The 3,897-nt window shown below is 67.1% G+C and carries 6 protein-coding genes; 4 read left to right on the forward strand and 2 right to left on the reverse strand.

The annotated features are described in order from the left end of the window. The 3 genes from HMPREF9440_RS02910 to HMPREF9440_RS02915 form a co-directional block, all read left to right on the forward strand. A partial coding sequence (locus tag HMPREF9440_RS02910; protein WP_008541342.1) for a nitronate monooxygenase occupies positions 1-508 on the forward strand: 508 nt, incomplete at its 5' end. A 194-nt stretch (positions 509-702) separates the two neighbouring features. Beyond that, the gene (locus HMPREF9440_RS12325; protein ID WP_008541344.1) at positions 703-1,128 is read left to right on the forward strand and encodes an SLC13 family permease; all 426 of its coding nucleotides are present in this window, start codon (positions 703-705) and stop codon (positions 1,126-1,128) included. Further along, the gene (locus HMPREF9440_RS02915) at positions 1,065-2,231 is read left to right on the forward strand and encodes an SLC13 family permease (protein ID WP_262361543.1); all 1,167 of its coding nucleotides are present in this window, start codon (positions 1,065-1,067) and stop codon (positions 2,229-2,231) included. The genes HMPREF9440_RS12325 and HMPREF9440_RS02915 overlap by 64 nt, the downstream gene beginning before the upstream one ends. Before the next feature lie 92 nt (positions 2,232-2,323). On the opposite strand, the gene HMPREF9440_RS02920 is transcribed toward HMPREF9440_RS02915, so the two are convergent. Together HMPREF9440_RS02920 and HMPREF9440_RS02925 are read right to left on the reverse strand one after the other, a co-directional pair. Continuing rightward, positions 2,324-3,055 (reverse strand): LrgB family protein, encoded by a 732-nt coding sequence (locus HMPREF9440_RS02920; protein ID WP_008541348.1) that lies wholly within the window; start codon positions 3,053-3,055, stop codon positions 2,324-2,326. Between the two features lies 1 nt (position 3,056). Beyond that, positions 3,057-3,419 (reverse strand): CidA/LrgA family protein, encoded by a 363-nt coding sequence (locus HMPREF9440_RS02925; RefSeq protein ID WP_008541350.1) that lies wholly within the window; start codon positions 3,417-3,419, stop codon positions 3,057-3,059. A 133-nt stretch (positions 3,420-3,552) separates the two neighbouring features. Here HMPREF9440_RS02925 and HMPREF9440_RS02930 point away from each other — a divergent pair, with 133 nt between their 5' ends. Continuing rightward, a complete protein-coding gene (locus HMPREF9440_RS02930; protein WP_008541352.1) occupies positions 3,553-3,792 on the forward strand; it encodes an RNA-binding S4 domain-containing protein in 240 nt (79 codons plus the stop codon). Positions 3,793-3,897: the final 105 nt, after the last annotated feature.

The following is a 3,897-nucleotide window of genomic DNA, read 5'->3' on the forward strand; positions in this document are numbered from 1 at the left end:
ACCGCGCGCGTCCTTCGAGGACGCGGACGACACGATGATGGGGCTCTCGGCGCTTGTTCCGGCCGTCGCCCGCGCGACGGGGCTTCCCGTCATCGCGGCGGGCGGCGTCTGCGGCGCCGCGCAGGCCGCAGGGCTCGCCGTTGCCGGGGCATCCGGCTTCGTCCTGGGGACGGCGCTCGTGGGGACGGAAGAGTCCCGGGCACCGGGCGCCCACCGCTGGTGCGCGGTCCACGGCGTCGGGTCCGACACCGTGACGACGCGGCTTTTTTCGGGCCGCACGGAGCGCGTCTACCGCACGGGTCTCGTCGAGGCGGTCGAACACCTCGAAGACCGCACGGCCCCGTGGCCCGGTCCGGAAGCGCTCTTCGCGCCGCTCTTCCGGGCGGCGGCCGCAGCCGGCAGGGACGAACTCCTCGTCTTCCGTGTGGGCCAGAGCGCTGGCCGAAGCGCCTTTGCGAAGGTTGAGGACGCGGTGCGTACCGTGACGTCGTGGATTCCCGGAGAATGACGACAGAAGGACGGTAATTCCGTACAAATACTAGGCTGTTCGGCGGAAATGATGCCCGAAGGGATTCCCCTTCGGGTGTTTTCCGTGTATAGTGCGCCGCGACGCGCCAGGGCTGGTTCCGGCGCGCCGTCAGACCCGTGACGCCCCCTGGGTGCGCTTCGGGCCTCTCCACCCGTAGACAGGACATATTGCCTATGGAATCCAGTATCGAAATCGGTGCGGTCTCGAACCGCGGCAAAGTCGCCGCACTCATCGCCGGTCCGCTGATCGCACTCGCGCTCTTTTTCATCCTCCCCGACGCCTACGTGAACGCCGCGGGCGACACCGTCGCCTTTTCGACGGCCGCCCGAGCCTGTTTGGCCGTCACCGCCTGGATGGCGGTCTGGTGGTTCACGGAAGCGCTCCCCATCGCCGCGACGGCCATGCTCCCGCTGGTCGTCTACCCGCTCTTCGGCATCGCCACCCCCGCGGCGACCTTCTCCAACTACGCCAACGGCACGATCTTCCTCTTTCTCGGGGGCTTTCTCATCGCCGCGGCGATCCACCGCTGGCATTTTTGGACCGCCGCATCGCGCTTCTCACGATCCGCATCTTCGGGACCGAACCCCGCCGGATGGTGATGGGCCTCATGGCCGCGACGGGCTTTCTGTCTGCGTGGGTCTCGAACACCGCCACGGCCGCGATGATGGTGCCGATCGCGATCGCCCTGATGGGGGTCGTGCGCTCGGCGCAGACGAGCGAGACGATCACGGCTTCAGAGCGGAACTTCTCCGTCTGTCTTCTCCTCTCCATCGCCTACGCCGCCTCGATCGGCGGGATGGCGACCCTGATCGGTTCGCCTCCGAACGGGATCTTCGCCCGCTTCGTCGAGCAGACCTACGGGACGGAAGTCTCGTTCTTCTCCTGGATGAAGGTGGGCGTGCCGGTGACGCTCATTCTGCTGCCGCTCACGTACCTCATGCTCACGCGCGTGCTCTTCAAGCTCGACCTCCCGGGGATTCCGGGCGGGCGCGACTGGGTGACGCGCGAGATCGGGAGGTTGGGCCCCATGAGCAGGGGCGAGCGCGTCGTGCTCGCGGTCTTCCTGCTCGCCGCGCTCCTCTGGATCTTCGGCCCCGCGGTGCGCGGGCTTGAAGTGGCCGGCACGACGCCCTTCAAACCGCTCACCGACGAAGTGATCGCCATGGGGGCCGGGCTTCTTCTCTTCATGATTCCGATCGACGTGAAGCGCGGCATCCACGCTTTGGACTGGTCGAGCGCGAAGGACGTCGTCGCCTGGGACGTGCTCCTGCTCTTCGGCGGCGGCCTCACGATGGCCGCGGCGATTCAGTCGACGGGCGCCGCGTCCCTGATCGGCGCGCAGGCCGCGCTTCTGGCCGGCACGAGTGAAATCACGATGATGGCGGGCGTCGCCACGCTCGTGACCTTCGCGACCGAAGTGACTTCGAACACCGCGCTCGCCGCCACGATGATGCCGCTCATCGCGGCCGCGGCGGAAACGCTGAACACCAATCCCGAAGGCCTCCTCTTCGCGACCGCGATCGCGAGCTCCTGCGCCTTCATGATGCCGGTGGCGACGCCGCCGAACGCGATCGTGTTCGGCACCGGGCGCCTGCACATCGGTGAGATGATCCGCGCGGGCATCCTCCTCAACATCCTCGGCGTGATCATCGTCGTGGCGTGCGCCGTGATCTTCGGCGGCGGGCTGATCCCGAACGCATAAGATCCGCGAGACGCACCAGAAAAAAGCCGCCGAAGCCCTCGGGCCCGGCGGCTTTTCCGCGTCTGCGGCGCTGGAAACGCTTCTTCAGGTGCTCACCACCCGAAGAACGCGACGAGCGGGGGCGCGAGAAGCGGCGCGAGAATCGAGGTGATGATCCCGCTGATCCCCATCGCGAGGCCGGCGAAGGCGCCCGCGCGGTTCCCGATCATGAAGGCCGTGCTCGTGCCCATGCCGTGGGCGGCGAGGCCCAGGGCCGCGCCGCGCACGGGTTCGTCCGTGATGCGAAGGCGCGTGAAGAGCGGACGGCCGACGATCGAACCGAAGATCCCGGTGACGACCACGAGGCAGGCCGTGAGGTCGGGCATGCCGCCGATCGCTTCCGAAATCCCCATCGCGATCGGGGTCGTGACGGACTTCGGCACCATGCTCATGAGCGTCTCGTGTGAGAGCCCGAGGGCGCCCCCGACCAGGACGACCGAGGTCACCGCGGCGGCGCAGCCCGCCGTGAGGCCCACGGCGAGCGGGAGCCAGAGCGTGGCGAGCTTCCTGCGCTGCTCGAAGAGCGGCACGGCGAGCGCCACGGTCGCGGGCCCCAAAAGGAAGTGGATGAGCCCGGCGCCTTCGAAGTACGTTTCGTAGGAGACGCCGGTGACCTTGAGCAGGATGATGAGCGAGGCGATCGCGATCACGATCGGGCTCAGGATGAGGTTCCTGCGGGCGAGCTCGAAGACCTTCGTCCCGAGGATGAAGAAGACGAGCGTGAGAAAGAGCCAGAGCGCGGGGTTCCCGGTGAGGCCCTGAAGCGCGGTGAGGAAGCGGTCCATCTCAGTCCTCCTCCTTTTCCGTGAGATGGAGGAGCCGTTCGGTCCCCTTGACGGCGGCGATGGTGACGAGCATCGCGACGACGCTCGTCACGGCGATCGTGACGGCGATGGCGACGCCTTCGTTCATGAAGCGTTCGCCGTGGCGGATGATCCCGACGCCAGCCGGCACGAAGAGAAGCGAGAGGTGAGCGAGCAGCACGCCCGCCGTCGGGCGGATGCGGTCGATGAGCCCGTCCCAAAGGAAGAAGGCGATGAGCAGAAGCAGCATCCCGATGACGGGCCCCGGCACCGGGACGCCGGTGAGCCGGTTGATGAGTTCGCCCAGGGTCTGCGCCCCGAGAATGATGGCGATCGATTGAAGCATGTTCTTATGAAGCGGAGTCGCCGCAGGCGATAATGAGGGGGTTCGCCGCGGCGGAAGTTCCGATTGTGACACCGAACGCGGGGGATGATTTCGGGTTATTACCCTCCTGATTTAACTTTGGTCAAGACTAGCCATGCAGACGACTTTTCAGATTCGCGGCGAACTCATCACGTTGGACGCGCTCCTCAAGGCGGTGGGGATCGCCTCTTCGGGCGCGCACGCCAAGGAACTCGTGACCCAGGGCGCCGTGAAGGTCGACGGTGAGCCCGAGAGCCGCCGCACGCGAAAGCTCCGCGGCGGCGAGGTGGTGGAGGTCCCCGAAGCCGGGGCCCGAATCCGTCTCGAAGCCGATCCGGCCTTCCGGAAGGATTGAGCCGCCGAGCGCATCGTCTGATGCGAAGAGGGCCGCCCGGATGGGCGGCCCTCTTCAATTCGGATCAGCGTGCGCTTCAGGCGTTTTCGATGGCCTTCAGTTCGC

This window comes from Sutterella parvirubra YIT 11816 (genome assembly GCF_000250875.1).
Taxonomy (GTDB): Bacteria; Pseudomonadota; Gammaproteobacteria; order Burkholderiales; family Burkholderiaceae_F; genus Sutterella; species Sutterella parvirubra.

Bases quoted from the DNA above. Each gene is read 5' to 3' on its own strand.
- HMPREF9440_RS12325 (WP_008541344.1), top strand. From the start codon at position 703: ATGGAATCCAGTATCGAAATCGGTGCGGTCTCGAACCGCGGCAAAGTC.
- HMPREF9440_RS02920 (WP_008541348.1), bottom strand. From the start codon at position 3,055: ATGGACCGCTTCCTCACCGCGCTTCAGGGCCTCACCGGGAACCCCGCG.
- HMPREF9440_RS02925 (WP_008541350.1), bottom strand. From the start codon at position 3,419: ATGCTTCAATCGATCGCCATCATTCTCGGGGCGCAGACCCTGGGCGAA.
- HMPREF9440_RS02930 (WP_008541352.1), top strand. From the start codon at position 3,553: ATGCAGACGACTTTTCAGATTCGCGGCGAACTCATCACGTTGGACGCG.